The following is a 13,734-nucleotide window of genomic DNA, read 5'->3' as shown; positions in this document are numbered from 1 at the left end:
CCGCCCGTTTCCTTACTGGATGATAAACGAGTTGAACAGCACGGACTGGATCGGCCCGGCGGGCGCCTTCGCGTCCGAGTCCTTCGCACGCTTGCCGCCGAACACGCCGTTGGTGCGTTCGACGATCTCGTCGGCGAGGGTTTCGCGGCCGGCGGGCGTCGCGAGCTCGGACGGCAGCTTGCCCGCGAGCAGCAGGTTGATCTGATGGCGGATCGCCGGCATGAAGCCGCCGATCATCTCGCCGGTTTTCGGGTCGGCGACGCGCAGCGCGAGCACGACCTGCAGGTAGCGCTCGCCATCCTCGGGCGCGAGGTTGACGACGAAAGGTTCCAGCGAGACGAAGGTCGGCGGCTTACTCAGGTCGAACGTCTGCGTCGCTGCGACATCTTCGGCGTGCTCGTCGTCAGCCGACTTGCTCTTCTTGAGCATCAGCAGCCCCGCGACGCCGCCGAGCACCAGCACCACGACGACGACCAGCGCGATCGCGATGATCAGGAGCTTCTTGCTCCGCGGCGGCGCGACCGGCGCGGCTTCAGCGGCCTCGGGTTTCGGGGTGGCGGGGGCCTTTGCCATGAATCATTTCTCCTGTTTCCACCCTTGCATTATCCCGCGCGCAATGACGCGACCAAGGGCGGAAATGTGGGGGAGAGCGGCCGCTATTCGAGGCCTTCGGGCTGCGGGCGCGGGCACGGTCGCCCTTCGCGCGCGGTCGATGGGCGGTCAGACAAAGGTGTCGACGACCCCGCTCCCGCTGCGCACCCAATGGCGGGTGGCGGCCGGTGCGCCCGCGGACTCGATCTCGCCCAGCCCGCCGCTCACCGACCGGCTGCCGTTCTGCCGCCCGGGCGCGTGCTGCTGGGCCTGCTGTTCGCCCGACGTGCTGACGTTCGTCTGGCCGAGGTTGATGCCGGCCTGCTGCAGGACTTCGCGCAGCCGCGGCATCGCCTGCTCGAGCGCGTCGCGCGCAGCGGAAGTTGCGGCGACGAAATGTGCGGTCGCCTGGTCGGCGCCGACGTGGATCGACACTTCGAGCTTGCCGAGAGTCGGCGGGGTCAGCACGATTTCGGCTTTCGATTCGTGGCGGCCGACCATCCACACCAGTCGTCCGCCGACGTCCTCCGCCCAGGCTGGCTGTCCGGCAGGGGTTGTCACCGGCAGTTGCGGCAGCGGCTGCTCGACGCGGCCGGTCGGGGTGACGCCCGCGGCGTGCAGGCCGAGTTGGGTCTCGGGTTGCGGGATGGTGGAGTTCGCGGCCAAGGCGGTCGCGCCCGCCGGTGCAGCGCGTCCGGTCGAGGCGTCGGTCGCGACAGCATCCCCGTCGGCCTTCCATGGCAGGCCGATCGTCGCGGCCTTGTCGCTGGCAGCCGCGGGGCTACCTTCGTCGTTGGCGGGCGAAGCGCCCGCGCCGGCCTCCGACCCGTCGGCGGACGCGATTCGGCCGCCCGCTTCGGCGATCAGTTTTTCGAGCAGCGATGCGCCCGTCCTGCTTCCGGCGCCATCGAGCAGCGCAGCCTCCTGCGGAATCCCGTCCGTGTCGCCTGCGGCCGGCGCGCTGGGCAGCGCGGCAACATTCGGCAGCAGCGCGGCAAGGCTTGCCGCTGCGGACGGATCGCTTGCCGGACTGCCGGCAGGCGCGGTGGCGGGGAGGGCGGTCGCGGCCTGCTCACTTTCCGACGCTGCGGCGGTATCGAGCGTCACGCGGGCTTCGGCAGCGGGGGGCGTGGCTTTGGACTGGGCCGGTGCTTCCCGTTTTGCGCTGGAACCGGTCGCCGCGACCTTCGCATCGCGGCGCTCGGACGCGCCGGCCGGTCCGCGGGCGGGGCGGGCGTCGGTCCGTTCGCGTGATCCGGCGTCGTTGCGCAGCGGCTGTTCCTGCCGCGTGGCCTGCGCGTCGCGCCCCGCTTCGTTCCTGCGCACTGCCGGGTCCCGCCGCTGCGCGTCGCGCGTCCCGCGGCCGACACCCTGTTCGGCGGGATTCATGCGACGTTCCAGCGCCTTCGAAAAACTGTCGTCGGAACGAGGCTCGCCTCCCGCCGGCGGCGGCGTTTTCTGAGGTCTCGCGGACAGCGGCGACGATGCGGTGGGCCGGAGCAGGGCGTTCAGGGCGGAGTCGGACATGCTGGAATTCCTGTTGCTGCAATTCTCGATGGAGCGCGACGTGTATTAGCAAGCTCCATGCCATTCGACGAGGCGCTGGTCATGCGGCGCCCGCATCGTCGGTGTCCTCACGATCGCGGTAGCGCTTCGCCGCGTATTCGTCTGAAGCGCGCTGTTCCTGTTTCGCCGCGTTCCGCGCTACGCCGGCGTCGAAGCGTTTTTGCAGCGTGTCGAAGGCCTTGACCTTGTTGCGCTGCTCCGTCCACGCCTCCTGGCCCGCGACCGTGAGGTGGCGCGAGCGCTCGACCGCGGCGGCCTGGATCGCAACGGCTTCATCGATGCGGCCGAGGAAGCTCGCGTAGTTGCGCCATGCCTCCGGGCTCAGGCCGTTGCGCGCCGCATCGTGGAAGCGCGTTTCGTACTCGGCACGGTAGTTCTGCAGCAGCTCGAGCTTGCGCGTGCCTTCCTGTTCGCTCGCGATCAGCTGGCCGAGGCGGCGCGCGGCGTCGTCCATGCGGGTCTGTGTGAGGTCGAGGAGGGGCTTCAGCGGAAAGGAATGGCTCATCGATCATCGGCCGCGGCGCGGCGCTGGCGAACAAGGGGCAAGGTTCGAGGGAGGTCGGACATGCGAGTCGGATGCGGCGGCGCGTCGGGCAAGCGTCAGGCGGCGAACAGGCCGCCGAGGCCGGCTGTCGCGCGCGCGTAGGTTTCCTGCTCGTCGATGCGCTGCTGCAGGAAGGCTTCGAGCTTCGGGTAGATCGCGACCGCGCGGTCGAGCATCGGGTCCGCGCCAGGCTGATAGGCGCCGACCGCGATCAGGTCGCGCGAGCGTTGGTAGCGTGAGAACATCTGCTTGAAGCGCCGCACGAGGTCGAAATGTTCGGGCGTCACGAGGCCGTGCATTGCACGCGAGATCGATTGCTCGATGTCGATCGCGGGGTAGTGCCCCTGATCCGCGAGCGCCCGCGACAGCACGAAGTGGCCGTCGAGGATGGCGCGCGCGGAGTCGGCGATCGGGTCCTGCTGATCGTCGCCTTCGGCGAGCACCGTGTAGAACGCGGTGATCGAGCCGCCGCCTTCGAGGCCGTTGCCTGCGCGCTCGACCAGCGCCGGCAGGCGGGCGAACACGCTCGGCGGGTAGCCGCGGGTGACCGGCGGCTCGCCGATCGCGAGCGCGATCTCGCGCTGCGCCATCGCGTAGCGCGTCAGCGAATCCATGATCAACAGCACCTGCTTGCCCTGGTCGCGGAAGTACTCGGCGATCGTCGTCGCGTACGCCGCGCCCTGCAGGCGCATCAACGGGCTGGTGTCGGCGGGCGCGGCGACGACGACCGAGCGCGCGCGCCCTTCGGCGCCGAGGTTCTGCTCGATGAATTCCTTGACTTCACGGCCCCGTTCGCCGATCAGCCCGACGACGATGACGTCGGCCGCGGTGTAGCGCGCCATCATGCCGATCAGCACGGATTTGCCGACGCCCGAGCCGGCGAACAGGCCGAGCCGCTGGCCGCGGCCGACGGTCAGCAGCGCGTTGATCGCGCGGATGCCGACGTCGAGCGGAGTGTCGATCGGTGCGCGCGACAAGGGGTTGAACGGGCGGCTCTGCAAGGAGCGCGTGTCGGTCGTGTCGAGCGGCCCGAGGCCGTCGAGCGGACGTCCGGCGCCGTCGAGCACGCGGCCGAGGAGCTTGTCGCCGACCGGCAGATGCTTTGCGCGGTCGGACGTGCGGCGCCGCGGCACGGGTGCGACGCCGACCGCGGGCCGCGACGGGCGTGGTTCGACCGGCAGCACCGGCGCCCCCGGCGCGAGGCCGAACACGTCGTCGGTCGGCATCAGATAGAGCTTGTCGCCGTTGAAGCCGACGACTTCCGCCTCGACGGCGGCGCCGCTGCTCGCGACGATGCGGCAATCCGCGCCGAGCGGCAGCTTCAGGCCGGCCGCTTCCATCACGAGGCCGTTGATGCGCGTGAGGCGCCCGGAAGTCTGAAACGGCGTCACGCTCGCGAGCAGACGGCGATGTTCGGCGAGGTAGCCCTTCCACGCGTCGGCGCCGCGCATCTCAGTCGTGCTCCTGCCACGCGGTGTCGCTGCGGCCGAGCCCTTCGAGGATGCGGCGCCAGCGCGTCTCGACGGTCGCATCGATTTCGCTCGTCACGCTGGCGACGCGACAACCGCCGCAGCTCACCGCGTCGTCCTCGACGATCGAATGGTGCACATGTCCGGGCTGCTCGCCGAGATGGCGGGCGACGAGGGCGGCATCGGCGGGATTCAGGTGGATGCGCGCGTGGCCCTGTGGCAGCTGCGCGAGCGCCGCGCGCACGATGTCGACGACGGCCGACGGCTGCTCGGCGAGCGTGTGGCGCACCATCCGCCGCGCGAGTTCGATCGCGAGGCCGACGACTTCCTCGGACACCTCCTCGTCGAGGCGCGTCAGCGCGGCATCGAGGCCGGTCGTGAGCGCGGCGATCCGTGCGGCCTCGTCGCGCGCCTGCTGTGCGCCGTCGCGGTAACCCTCCGCGTAGCCTTCCTCGCGGCCGGCCGCAAGTCCTTCGCGGCGCGCGTCCTCGTACATCGCTTCGAGGTCCGCCGCGGTCGGCAACTGGATCTCCGGTTGCGGTTCCGGCTGCGGCGCAGCTTCGGTCGGCGGAAGAGGGGCCCGCGCCGCTTCCGCCCGACCGCGGCTTTCGTCGGCGCCGCCGAAGGACTGCGGTTCCCAGCGCTGGTAGGCACCAGCTGCCTGATGGCGCGACAGGCTCATCGGTGGCTCCGCTTCAGCGCGTTGCGCGGATCGCGCGCCTTAGACGAACGCATCGTCGTTCCCCTTGCCGCTCAGCATGATCTGGCCTTCCTCGGCGAGGCGACGGACGATCTTGAGGATTTCCTTCTGCTCGGCTTCGACTTCCGAGAGCCGCACCGGGCCTTTCGATTCGAGGTCCTCGCGCAACATCTCGGCCGCGCGTTGCGACATGTTCTTGAAGATCTTCTCGCGCAGCTCCGGCGCTGCGCCCTTCAGCGCGGTGACGAGCGAATCCGACTGCACTTCGCGCAGCAGCGTCTGCACGCCGCGGTCGTCGATGTCCATGATGTTCTCGAACACGAACATCTCGTCGAGGATCTTCTGCGCGAGGTCCGGATCGTATTCGCGCACGTTGTCGAGCACCGCGGTCTCGGCGCCGGCGCCGACGAAGTTCAGGATCTCGGCCGCGTGGCGCACGCCGCCCATCGACGCCTTCTTGATCGCCGATGCGCCGGAAAGCATCCGCGCCAGCGCTTCGTTGAGCTCCTTCAGCGCGGCGGGCTGCACGCCGTCGAGCGTCGCGATGCGCAGGATCACGTCGTTGCGCAGGCGGTCCGGGAACTGCTTCAGGATCTCGCCCGCCTGGTCGAATTCGAGGTGCACCAGGATCGTCGCGATGATCTGCGGATGCTCGTTCTTGATCAGGTCCGACGCCGTCATCGGATCCATCCACTTCAGGCTTTCGATGCCGGCCGTGTCCGAACCCTGCAGCACGCGCGCGATGATATGGCCGGCGCGCTCGTCGCCGAGCGCCTTCGTCAGCATCGCGCGGATCTGTTCCTCGTCGGCCTCGACCGGCGCGCCCTTGACGCGGTGGTCCTCGAGCTCGTCGAGCACCGATTCGACGCGCGAGCGCTGCTGCGACGGCAGGTTCGCCATCGCCGTGCCGAGTTTCTGCACCTCCTTCGGGCCGAGCAGCTTGAGCACCTCGGCCGCTTCATCCGAACCGAGCGCGAGCAACAGCGTCGCGCTCTTCGCGAGGCCTTCGTCAGGCATGTTCATTTCTTGCCCTCATCGTTCGCGCCCATCCAGTCCTTGATCAGGTTCGCGATCATTTTCGGATCCGATTTCGCGACTTCCTTCGCGCGGGCGAGCTTGTCGTCGAACGTCGGACCGGTCGGGCCGTTGAGCTGGACGATCACGTCATCGTCGCCGTCTTCGTCGAACGCGTCCGTGTCCTTGTGCACGGGCGTGACGTTGCGGATCAGCGGCCGCACGACGCCGAAATAGACGAACGCGAGCGCGAGCAGCACGACGCCGTACTTCAGCAGCTCCTTGCCGAGTTCGATCATCTGCGGGTCCTTCCACGCGGGAACGGCGGCGTCGGCTGCGGCTTCCGGCGCGGCGAACGGCGCGTTTGACACGTGCAGGCTGTCGCCCCGCGCCTGGTTGTAGCCGACCGCCTCGCGCACGAGGTTCGTCAGCCGCGTCGACTCTTCGTCGGTCAGCGGCACGGTGCGTGTCTGGCCGTTAGGCAAGGTCTCGATACGCTGGTTGACGACGACGGCGACCGACAGGCGGCGCACCTGGCCGAGCGCCTGGCGCGTGTGCTGGATCGTGCGGTCGAGCTCGTAGTTGATCGTCGAGGCGCGGTTGCTGTTGAGCGGCGGGTTGGCCGCGTCGCCGCCGGGTGCGACATCAGGCGACGTGATCGGCGCGGTCGGTGGTGCGGGCGGCTGGTTCGTCAATGCGCCGGGGACGCCTTGCGCGGCGGGCTCGCGCGTCGTCTGCTCGTTCGTCTGCTGGCTGCGGATCGCCTGCTCCGCGGCCGGGTTCGGCTTGTAGGTCTCGGCCGTCTGCTCGACCTGGTTGAAGTCGACGTCCGCGGTCACCTGCGCCTTGAAATTTTCGGCGCCGACGATCGGCGCGAGGATCGTCTCGATGCGGCGGATGTAGCCCGCCTCGAGGTTGCGGACGTAGTCGAGCTGCGTCGCGTCGAGTCCGGCCGTCCGCAACGGGTCGCTGCGCGTCGTCAGCAGCGTGCCGTTCTGGTCGATGACGCTGACGTTGTCGTTCGAGAGCCGCGGCACGCTCGACGACACGAGGTGCACCACGCCGGCGACCTGCGCCGCGTCGAGCGTGCGCCCGGGGCGCAGATTCACGAGCACCGACGCGGTCGGCTTCTGCTCGTCGCGCAGGAAGCCGGACTGCTTCGGCATCGCCAGATGCACGCGCGCCGACGCGACCGTGCCGATCGACTGGATCGTGCGCGCGAGCTCGCCTTCGAGCGCGCGCTGGAAGTTCACCTGCTCGTGAAACTGCGACACGCCGAGCTTCTGGTTCTCCATCAGCTCGAAGCCGACGAGTCCGCCTTTCGGCAGCCCTTGCGCGGCAAGGCGCAGCCGCACTTCATGGACCATCGCCGACGGGATCAGGATCGCGCCGCCGCCGGGGGCGAAACGGTAGGGCACGTTCTGCTGCTGCAGCGCGGTGACGATCGCGCCGCCGTCGCGCTCTTCGAGGTTCGAGAACAGCACCGCGTAATCGGGCGTGCGCGACCACAGCCAGACGCCGACGAGCATCGCGATGGCGATCGCGATCGCCGCCGCAGCGGAGAGCTTCTGGCGCTGGCTCAGTTCATTGATGCGCTGAAAGACCGGCAAGGCCGGCATTGCTGGCCGCTGCGCTACGACGGGGTCGGCGGATGCCATGAGAGTCCCTGGGTCAGACTATTTCGGATGACGACATTGTCGGCCGCGGCGTCAAATCCCTCGCGCGGATAAGCGGCAGTTTTTGCCGTCTATTTGCCCCTTGCCGCTCGCCGGGAGCGCCGTACTCTGCGAGCCGTGAAAACGGATTCGCACGCGATGCTCCCCGAAACCTTTCCTGCCGCCGACGAGCCCGGTCCGCGCCTCGACGCCGCCCGTCTCGCGGAAGCGTTCGCGGTCTTCTCGCGCGCGTCCGAGGAACTGTCGACCGCGTACAACGCGCTGCAGGGCCAGGTGTCGCAGCTCACCGAGCGGCTCGACGTGCTGCTCGGCGCGCTGCCGGCCGGCGTCGTGATGCTCGACCGCGAAGGCCGGGTCGCGCAGGTCAATCGCGCGGCGCAAAGGCTGTTCGGCCGCGACCCGGCCGGGACGCGATGGGACGAACTCGCCGCGGAGCTCGGCTCGACCGAGACGCCGGGCGACGTGACGATCGGCACCGGAGCCAGCGTGCGGCGCGTGTCGCTGTCGGTCACCGCGCTCGAATCCGGAGAAGGACGCATCGTGCTGCTGCACGACGTCACCGAAACGCACCGCATGCGCCTGCAGGCCGAGCGCAACGAACGCCTGGCGGCGATGGGCGAGATGGTCGCCGGGCTCGCACACCAGTTGCGCACGCCGCTCGCCGCGGCGCTGCTCTATACCGGCAACCTGCGCCAGCCCGAACTCGGCCCCGCCAATCGCATCCAGGTTGCGGACCGCGCGATCGAGCGCCTGCGCTACCTCGAACGGCTGATCCGCGACATGCTGCTGTTCGCGCGCGGCGACAGCCTCGGCCGCGAGCATTTCGGCATCTGCGATCTCCTCGGCGAACTCGTGCACACGCTCGAACCGCTCGCCCGCGCCCGCGAGTTGCGTTTCGAGGCCCGCTGCGACTGCGGCGACCTTGACGTGCTCGGCGACCGCAAGGCGCTCGGCGGGGCGCTGACGAACCTGATCGAGAACGCAATCCAGGCGACCGATGCGGGCGGCGTCGTGTCGCTGACAGTGGCGGACGACGGTGAGAGTGCCTTCTTTCGCGTCGCCGACTCCGGCCGCGGCATCGAACCCGCGCAGCAGGAGCGGCTTTTCGAGCCGTTCTTCACGACTCGCGCCGACGGCACCGGCCTCGGGCTGGCGATCGCACGCGGCGTCGCGCGCGGGCATGGCGGCGACATCACGATCGAATCGAGTCCCGGGAAAGGCTCGGTGTTCACGCTCACTCTGCCGCTCGTGCAAGTCGATGACGACGGCGCCGCCGTCGCAACGAAGGAAATTTCATGATCGAGCAGCTCAACATTCTCGTCGTCGAGGACGACGATGCATTGCGCGACGCGGTCTGCCTGACGCTGGAGATGGGCGGCCACGGCGTGACCGGCGTCGACGGCGGACCGTCCGCGCTCACCGAAGTAGGCCGACAGGCATTCAACCTCGTCGTCAGCGACCTGCGGATGCAGCCGATGGACGGCTTGCAGCTCCTCGCCGAACTGCGCGCGCGCCTGCCGCAAATGCCCGTGCTGCTGATGACCGCGTACGGCGACGTTGAAAAGGCGGTGGCTGCAATGCGCGGCGGCGCGTGCGACTTCCTGATGAAGCCGTTCGAGTCCGAGGTGCTGCTCGAACACGTGCGCCGCTATGCGGCGAAGCCGCCCTCGACTGACGACGCGATCGCGGAAGACGTTCGCACCCGCAACCTGCTTGCGCTCGCGGCCAAAGTCGCCGATACCGACGCGACCGTCCTGCTGACGGGCGAATCCGGCACTGGCAAGGAAGTCTTCGCGCGCCACATCCATGCGAATTCGGCGCGCCGCGCGGGGCCGTTCGTCGCGATCAACTGCGCCGCGATTCCGGAGAATCTCCTCGAAGCGACGCTGTTCGGCTACGAGAAGGGCGCCTTCACCGGGGCGCACGGTGCACAGCCCGGCAAGTTCGAACAGGCGCAGGACGGCACGATCCTGCTCGACGAAATCTCGGAGATGCCGCTTGCGCTGCAGGCGAAGCTGCTGCGTGTGCTGCAGGAGCGTGAAGTCGAGCGCGTCGGCGGCAAGAAGCCGATCGCACTCGATATCCGCGTCATCGCGACGAGCAACCGCGACATGGCGCGCGAAGTCGCCGCCGGCCGCTTCCGCGAGGACCTTTATTACCGGCTCAATGTCTTCCCGCTCGCGATTCCGGCGCTGCGCGAGCGCCCCGGCGACATCCTGCCGCTGGCACGTCATTTTCTTGCGCGCCACGGCGAACGGCTGCGACGCACAGCGCATCTGACGGTCGACGCGGAACAACTGCTGACACGTCACGCGTGGCCCGGCAACGTGCGCGAACTCGAAAACACGATGCAGCGTGCGCTGATCCTCGCGGCCGGGGACACGATCCCGGTCGAGACGATCCGACTGTGCATCCCGAACTGGGCGCCGACGCCGCAAGCCGAGCCCGCCGCAGCGGCCGAATCTTTCGCGCTCGCATACGCTTGCGAGCCGGCGGCGGCAAATGTTTCCGCTTCCCCGGCAAGCTTTGCCGGCGGGTCGCCGCTTCCGACGGGATCGGCCGGCGACCCGCGCCCGACGAACATGAAGGACCTCGAGCGCGAGCACATCCTCGCGACGCTGCGCGACGTCGGCGGCTCGCGCAAGCGCGCCGTCGAACGCCTCGGGATTTCGGAGCGCACGCTGCGCTACAAGCTGCAGCAATATCGGGACGAAGGACTCGACGTATGACGCGCCACGTCCCGCGGCAACTTTGTCGCGGCTTTTGGCACGCAGATTGCTCTGCTAGACTCGAACACGGATAGAACGTCTCGGAGACGGGATCATGGACACGCGCGGAATCGAACAGATGATCGGCGAACTGCGCTCGACGGCGCAGACCGCCGCGAACAAGCCGGCCCAGGGAGCGCAGGCTGCCAGCGGCGTTGACTTCGCCGAAGTGCTCCAGGGCGCGCTGAAGGACGTCAGCGCCGCGCAGCAGGAAGCCCGCGGCATGGCCCAGGAATTCTCGACCGGTGACCCGAACGTCAATCTCCAGGACGTCATGGTGAACCTGCAAAAGGCCAGCCTGTCGTTCCAGCAAATGGTCCAGGTACGCAACAAGCTCGTCACCGCGTATCAGGACATCATGAACATGCCGGTCTGACGGCATTCGTAGAAGTTCACCGATCTTCCTGCGTCGCCTATCACTCACCGAGTTTCGACCAACTTAACCCTGGGCGTCGCCCAAGGTGTTCCCAGTTCGCGCCTTGCTTCCCGTTGCGGTAAGGAACGGGTGGTCCGGACCCACGCCGCGTGAGTCTTCGTGGCGCGATCTATGGTCCGCACTCGACCCTGGTGTGGGCTTCCCGCGGTGTCGGGGGGCGGGAGCAGACCAAATGCTTTCGAAAAAGCAGCGCCATTTCTCGTCGCGATGCGGATTCGCTAGCGGGGCGGCGGGAGCAGCATCGGCCCCAACGCCGTCTTCTTCGAGGAGGGAATGGCGGAGTCCTTCACCGGAGCCCAACGGGGGGAGTTCGGGTCGATGCCCACGGCAAGGCGCTGCTCACCCATCTGCGCGACGAGCGCTTGCAGAGGCTGGAGGAAAACGCCCTGCCGCGTCGCGCCCGATGACGACGGTCCCGCGACGATCCGAACGTGATACGCCCAGAGTGGGTAGCCCAATTTGGGCTGTGTCGGAATTATTTACAAAAAGATGCCCTTGCTGCGCGGACGCGTCGAAAGCTATTGAATATAAAGAATTTTAAATTCAGGCCTGCTTTATGCTCTTTGTGTTCCGGGGATGTGCGCGATCAATCAATCAGACCGGGGGGCGATCATGAAAAAGGCAGCGGACGGAACACATCGGAGCGCGGGAATCGGCCGCCGGATGCGGGCGGCAATTGCGACTGCGGCGGTCGGGGCGGCGACGGCAGCGGCGGGTTCGGCATCCGCCGCCGTCCAGCTGACCTTGCCCGGCACGGAAGTCGATGGGGTGCAGGTCGCGATCCGGTACGACGATTTCCTGTCGTACTCGAACGCGCTGTTGCGCGAAATCCAGAACACCAGCCCGACGATCCTGCCCAAATCGACCTATGGCGACTATTCGTTCGCGACTGGGACGGGCGGGCTCGACCTGCTCCTTTACACCGGCGCCGGCACGAAAAACCGTAATCAGAACGTGGGCGGGAACGCGGCGCTCGACTTCGAAGATCCGGCCAGCGCGCCGGCCGGCGGTGCGAGCACGTTCGACGGTTGGTGGGGTAAGAACGACCAGAACAACGACGGCATAGCCGATGGGGTAAACGGCCCGGTGAGCGTCGGTAACATCCTCAACTATCTGCACTTCGTCAATCCGTTGAACAGCATTCCGGTCTTCTACATGGACATGAACCAGATCGGTTCGAACGCGTCGCTGCTGTTCTCCGCGCGGGTTGCGTTGATTGACCCGGTGACGGGCGCGCTGGTCCACGAATGGGCGCTGGATACGACGTTGCAGCCGGGCGACGGTGCCTTCGACGAAGGGAGTCAGGCGCTGGCCGCAGGCCTGACCCCCGCGGTAACCGGCGACTCCGGCGCGACTTACGGCCCGGTGAACCACAACCTCGGCAGCGGCAAAGCGGACTTCATCGCGTATGCGCCGACGATGGATCTCAGCCTGTTCGACCAGAACCTGCTCTTCGTCGTCGAGTTCCACATGGACGGAATCAACGACGGCTTCGAAGAGATCTTCCTGTCCGGCGCCATCGCTGTGACGCCGCCGCCGCCGAATGGCGTGCCCGAGCCGACGACGCTCGCGCTGCTCGGTCTCGGTCTCGGCGGTCTCGGATGGCTGAACCGGCGGCGCAAACCGGCGCGTTGATCTGACGGGCGGGATGTGCGCGACGTATCCCGCTGCGCCTGGCTCCATCGAACGGCATGGCTTTGTGGTCATGCCGTTTTTGCGTGTACAGCGCCCGTGCGGGCGCCTGGCGGGGATGGAAGCTCCGCCGTCTGCTGATCGCAGCAAGCAAACAAAGAGAAGCGCAACTGCCTCAGCGATGGTGAGCGCAATCGCGCTTGGAACAGCGACGCTGCGGGCGGTCGTCGGGCGATCGGCAACGACGACGTGAGAAACCTGACGTCAATGTGACAAACGTATGACCGGAAGGTAACGGCGCAGTCACGGCTGCGTCAGGGACCCCTCCTTAAGATGGCCCTCATGGTGTCCCGCACAGGGGCTCCAAAAGGCAACAGGAGAGAGGTCCGATCATGAAAACTACCGTCCTTCGCGCAGTCATTGTTTCCGCCGCCTTCGGCGTCGCGATTTCGGGCGCCTTCGCCGGCGGCGTCGCCACGCCCGTTGGTGTCAGCGCAAATGTCGAGAAGACTTACGCGCTCAAGGATGGCACGACGCTGTACGTATTCAAGGACGGCAGGATGGCAATGGAGGACAGCCGCGGCAACTCCGTGTCGATGCGCGCCGGTCAGCCGATGGAAACGGTCGACGGCGAGACGATCGTCATGAAAGGCAACGAGGTGTGGCGCGAGCGCTCGCACGCTCTGCACCGCGGCGGTTGAGTCGTTTCCCGCTCGTACGATCGGCACCGGGGCTTCCCGGCATCGCGGACGAGCGGCGCATCACCCGGAAGCGGTGGCGTGAAGAACTCTCGCGCCCTAAAGCCGAATCCGTCCCCATTCTGCCGACGGCGTCCTAGCCGTCTTTCGTATTCGGGCTGCCGCGGACGCGGCAGCCGCCGAACACCTGGAGGTGGATCATGGCTCATCAACAATTCAAATCCTGCGTCGACGCCTGCAATGCGTGCGCGGACGCATGCGACCACTGCTCGACCGCGTGTCTGCAGGAGGCCGACGTCAAGATGATGGGGCGCTGCATCGCGCTCGACATCGACTGCGCGGCGATTTGCCGGCTCGCTGCCGGATACATGGCGCGCGGAAGCGCGTTTGCGAAGCAGGTCTGCGGCTTGTGCGCCGACGTCTGCGAGGCGTGCGGCGCGGAGTGCGCGAAGCACCAGCACGCGCATTGCCAGGAATGCGCGCAGGCGTGCCGCCGCTGCGCCGAGGAGTGCCGCCGGATGTCGGGCACCGCGTAAGCGGTCGCCGCAGCGGCGGTTCAATGCCCCGGTCGACCCGAGGGCGCCCGGCCGTCCGTTCCGGTCGTCCCCCGGATGCGCCCCGGGGGACGGGGCACGCAGGC

At 67.9% G+C, this 13,734-nt stretch carries 13 protein-coding genes; 6 read left to right on the top strand and 7 right to left on the bottom strand.

Going from position 1 to position 13,734, the window contains the following annotated elements; genetic code table 11:
• Positions 1-12: 12 nt before the first annotated feature.
• The 7 genes from fliL to fliF all read right to left on the bottom strand — a co-directional run bounded on the left by fliL (position 13) and on the right by fliF (position 7,542).
• Positions 13-573 carry a flagellar basal body-associated FliL family protein gene (gene fliL / locus ROZ37_RS01065; protein WP_312656788.1) on the bottom strand — a complete coding sequence of 187 codons (561 nt, stop codon included), beginning with the start codon at positions 571-573 and terminating at the stop codon, positions 13-15.
• 147 nt (positions 574-720) lie between these two features.
• On the bottom strand, positions 721-1,980 hold the full coding sequence (locus ROZ37_RS01060) for a flagellar hook-length control protein FliK (RefSeq protein WP_312656787.1): 1,260 nt from the start codon (positions 1,978-1,980) through the stop codon (positions 721-723).
• 217 nt (positions 1,981-2,197) lie between these two features.
• Entirely contained in the window at positions 2,198-2,662 is a 465-nt protein-coding gene (gene fliJ, locus ROZ37_RS01055; protein ID WP_312656786.1) for a flagellar export protein FliJ, read from the bottom strand.
• Positions 2,663-2,757: 95 nt separating this feature from the next.
• Positions 2,758-4,152, bottom strand: coding sequence for a flagellar protein export ATPase FliI (gene fliI / locus ROZ37_RS01050; protein WP_312656785.1), 1,395 nt, complete (start codon positions 4,150-4,152; stop codon positions 2,758-2,760).
• Between the two features lies 1 nt (position 4,153).
• On the bottom strand, positions 4,154-4,852 hold the full coding sequence (locus ROZ37_RS01045; RefSeq protein ID WP_312656784.1) for a flagellar assembly protein FliH: 699 nt from the start codon (positions 4,850-4,852) through the stop codon (positions 4,154-4,156).
• Between the two features lie 39 nt (positions 4,853-4,891).
• Entirely contained in the window at positions 4,892-5,893 is a 1,002-nt protein-coding gene (gene fliG / locus ROZ37_RS01040) for a flagellar motor switch protein FliG (RefSeq protein WP_312656783.1), read from the bottom strand.
• Complete coding sequence (gene fliF, locus ROZ37_RS01035; protein ID WP_312656782.1) at positions 5,890-7,542, bottom strand: flagellar basal-body MS-ring/collar protein FliF; 1,653 nt, start codon at positions 7,540-7,542, stop codon at positions 5,890-5,892. The genes fliG and fliF overlap by 4 nt, the downstream gene beginning before the upstream one ends.
• 156 nt (positions 7,543-7,698) lie before the next feature.
• Between fliF and ROZ37_RS01030 the strand changes: the two genes are divergently transcribed.
• The 6 genes from ROZ37_RS01030 (at position 7,699) to ROZ37_RS01005 (ending at position 13,630) form a co-directional block, all read left to right on the top strand.
• Complete coding sequence (locus ROZ37_RS01030; protein WP_312656781.1) at positions 7,699-8,859, top strand: ATP-binding protein; 1,161 nt, start codon at positions 7,699-7,701, stop codon at positions 8,857-8,859.
• A complete protein-coding gene (locus ROZ37_RS01025) occupies positions 8,856-10,289 on the top strand; it encodes a sigma-54 dependent transcriptional regulator (protein WP_312656780.1) in 1,434 nt (477 codons plus the stop codon). Before ROZ37_RS01030 ends, ROZ37_RS01025 begins: the two co-directional genes overlap by 4 nt.
• A 94-nt stretch (positions 10,290-10,383) precedes the next feature.
• Entirely contained in the window at positions 10,384-10,704 is a 321-nt protein-coding gene (gene fliE, locus ROZ37_RS01020) for a flagellar hook-basal body complex protein FliE (protein WP_312656779.1), read from the top strand.
• Positions 10,705-11,427: 723 nt separating this feature from the next.
• Positions 11,428-12,399 (top strand): PEP-CTERM sorting domain-containing protein, encoded by a 972-nt coding sequence (locus tag ROZ37_RS01015; protein ID WP_312656778.1) that lies wholly within the window; start codon positions 11,428-11,430, stop codon positions 12,397-12,399.
• Positions 12,400-12,788: 389 nt separating this feature from the next.
• Positions 12,789-13,097 (top strand): CopK family periplasmic copper-binding protein, encoded by a 309-nt coding sequence (locus ROZ37_RS01010; RefSeq protein WP_312656776.1) that lies wholly within the window; start codon positions 12,789-12,791, stop codon positions 13,095-13,097.
• Positions 13,098-13,294: 197 nt separating this feature from the next.
• Positions 13,295-13,630, top strand: coding sequence for a four-helix bundle copper-binding protein (locus ROZ37_RS01005; protein ID WP_312656775.1), 336 nt, complete (start codon positions 13,295-13,297; stop codon positions 13,628-13,630).
• The last annotated feature ends 104 nt before the right edge of the window (positions 13,631-13,734 follow it).

The organism is Aromatoleum sp., assembly GCF_032027225.1.
GTDB lineage: Bacteria > Pseudomonadota > Gammaproteobacteria > Burkholderiales > Rhodocyclaceae > Aromatoleum.
The sequence above is the reverse complement of the archived record's forward strand: the minus strand, read 5'-3'. Positions and strand labels throughout refer to the sequence as shown.